Below are 2,346 nucleotides of genomic sequence, written 5' to 3' on the forward strand. Positions count from 1 at the left end.
ACAACGTCGACGTCGGCCTGGCCAGCGGGCTGCCCGGGCACGCCCAGATCGGCAAGGGCATGTGGACGATGACCGAGCTGATGCACGACATGGTCGAGCAGAAGATCGCCCACCCGCGGGCCGGCGCCAGCACGGCGTGGGTGCCGTCGCCGACCGCGGCCACGCTGCACGCGATGCACTACCACCGGGTGGACGTCTTCGCGGTGCAGCAGGAGCTGGCCGGCGCGCCCCGGGCGACGCTGGATCAGCTGTTGACCATCCCGCTCACCGGCACGGAGCTGGCCTGGGCGCCGGAGGAGATCCGCGAAGAGGTCGACAACAACTGCCAGTCGATCCTCGGCTACGTGGTGCGCTGGATCGACCAGGGGGTGGGCTGCTCGAAGGTGCCCGACATCCACGACGTGGCGCTGATGGAAGACCGTGCCACCCTGCGGATCTCGTCGCAGCTGTTGGCGAACTGGCTGCGGCACGGGGTGCTCACCGCCGGCGATGTGCGCTCCGGGCTGGAGCGGATGGCCCCGGTGGTCGACCAGCAGAACGCCGGCGACCCGAACTACCGGCCGCTGGCGCCCGACTTCGACGCCAGCATCGCGTTCGCCGCCGCCGAGGAGCTGATCCTGTCCGGCGCGGGTCAGCCCAACGGCTACACCGAGCCGATCCTGCACCGCCGCCGGCGCGAGTTCAAGGCCGCGCACCCCGGCTCGTCCGGTGTCTGATCGACGGCGGTTGACCACGGCGACCCGCTCGCCGCTGAGCGGACGCGCGGACCGCCATGGGTAGGCACCGCATCCCCGGACCCGCCGACGGCGACGACGCCGAGGAGCCGCTCGACTACCCCACCGGCTTCGGTGGTTACGACGACGACGGCGGGTATTTCCGGGCCGGCACCTACCCCGAAGACGACCACTACGCCGCCGATGACCCCGACTACGACGACGGCTACACCGACCAGCCGGACGACGACGGCTACTACCCGGACGGCTCCGGTGACCGGGGCCACCTCGACGACCGGGATGCGCCGCCAACCGGGCGCAGCGCGGCACCCGGCGGGCCCCGGCCCCGCCGGTGGCGGGTCGCCGACCGGGGTGGCGGTCAGTGGGAGGGCGGCCACCGCAGCGACGACGGCCGGCGTGGTGTCAGCATCGGTGTGATCGTCGCGCTGGTCACGGTCATCGTCGTCGTCGGCGGAGTGATCCTGTGGCGCGGCTTCGGCAACTCACTCGCCCATCGCTCCGATGCCGCCGCCGGACACTGCGGCGAAGGCGGCCTCGTCGTCGCCGTCGTCGCCGATCCGTCCATCGCCGACCACCTGCAGGGCTTCGCCGACCGGTTCAACAAATCCGCCCGGCCGGTGCGCGATCGCTGCGTGTCGGTGCAGGTCAAGCCGGCCGACTCGGACGCCGTCATCGACGGCTTCATCGGCGAGTGGCCGGCGCAGCTCGGTGAGCGGCCGGCGCTGTGGATTCCGGGGAGTTCGATCTCCACCGCGCGGCTGAAGGCCGCCGCCGGCGAGCAGACGATCAGCGAGAGCCGCTCACTGGTCACCTCCCCGGTGCTCCTCGCGATCCAGCCGAAACTCCACCGCGCGCTGCAGCAACAAAGCTGGGGCAGCCTACCCAAACTGCAGACCACCCCCGACTCGCTGGCCGCGGTGGGCCTGCCGGGCTGGGGGTCGCTGCGACTGGCGCTGCCGATCGCCGGCAACGCCGACGCCGCGTTCCTGGCCGCCGAAGCCGTCGACGCGGCGGCCGCGCCCGGCGGTGCATCGGCCAGCGAGGGCGTGCCGGCACTGCGCAGCCTGCTGGGCGATCAGCCGAAGCTGGCAGACAACTCCCTGGCCGAGGCGATGAACGCGCTGCTGGACCCGGGCGACCCGGCAGCCGCACCGGTACACGCCGTGGTCACCACCGAGCAGCAGCTGTTCACCCGGGCCCGGTCGCAGGCCGGCACCGCGAGTTTGGGAGCGTGGCTGCCGCCCGGCCCGGCCGTGGTCGCCGACTACCCGGCCGCGCTGCTCAGCGGGGCCTGGTTGTCGCCGGAGCAGATGAGCGCGGCCAGCGAGTTCGCCCGGTTCGCGCAGAAACCCGACCAGCAGGCCGAGCTGGCCGAAGCCGGCTTCCGGGCCGAGGGCGTGAAACCGCCGACGAGCGACGTCACCGCCTTCGGGCCGCTGCCGGAGACGCTGTCGGTCGGCGACGACCAACTGCGGGCCACGCTGGCCGGGACGCTGGGCACCTCGTCGACCGGCTCGACGGTCACCGTGATGCTGGACCAGTCGATGACGACCAGCGAAGGCAGCGACAGCCGGTTCGGCAATGTCGTCACCGCACTGAGCAGCCGGATTCA

Annotated in this window: 1 protein-coding gene and 1 pseudogene; both read left to right on the forward strand. The window is 72.5% G+C overall.

Annotated features, from left to right (window positions below; genetic code table 11):
* Positions 1–716 (forward strand): annotated as a pseudogene (locus tag AC2VNT_RS16045) (malate synthase G); the annotation flags it as partial.
* A 56-nt stretch (positions 717–772) separates the two neighbouring features.
* Positions 773–2,346, forward strand: a 1,574-nt coding sequence (locus tag AC2VNT_RS16050) for a substrate-binding domain-containing protein (protein WP_486947796.1), incomplete at its 3' end; no start/stop codon positions are given.

It is taken from the genome of Mycobacterium sp. TH-M15 (genome assembly GCF_057473705.1).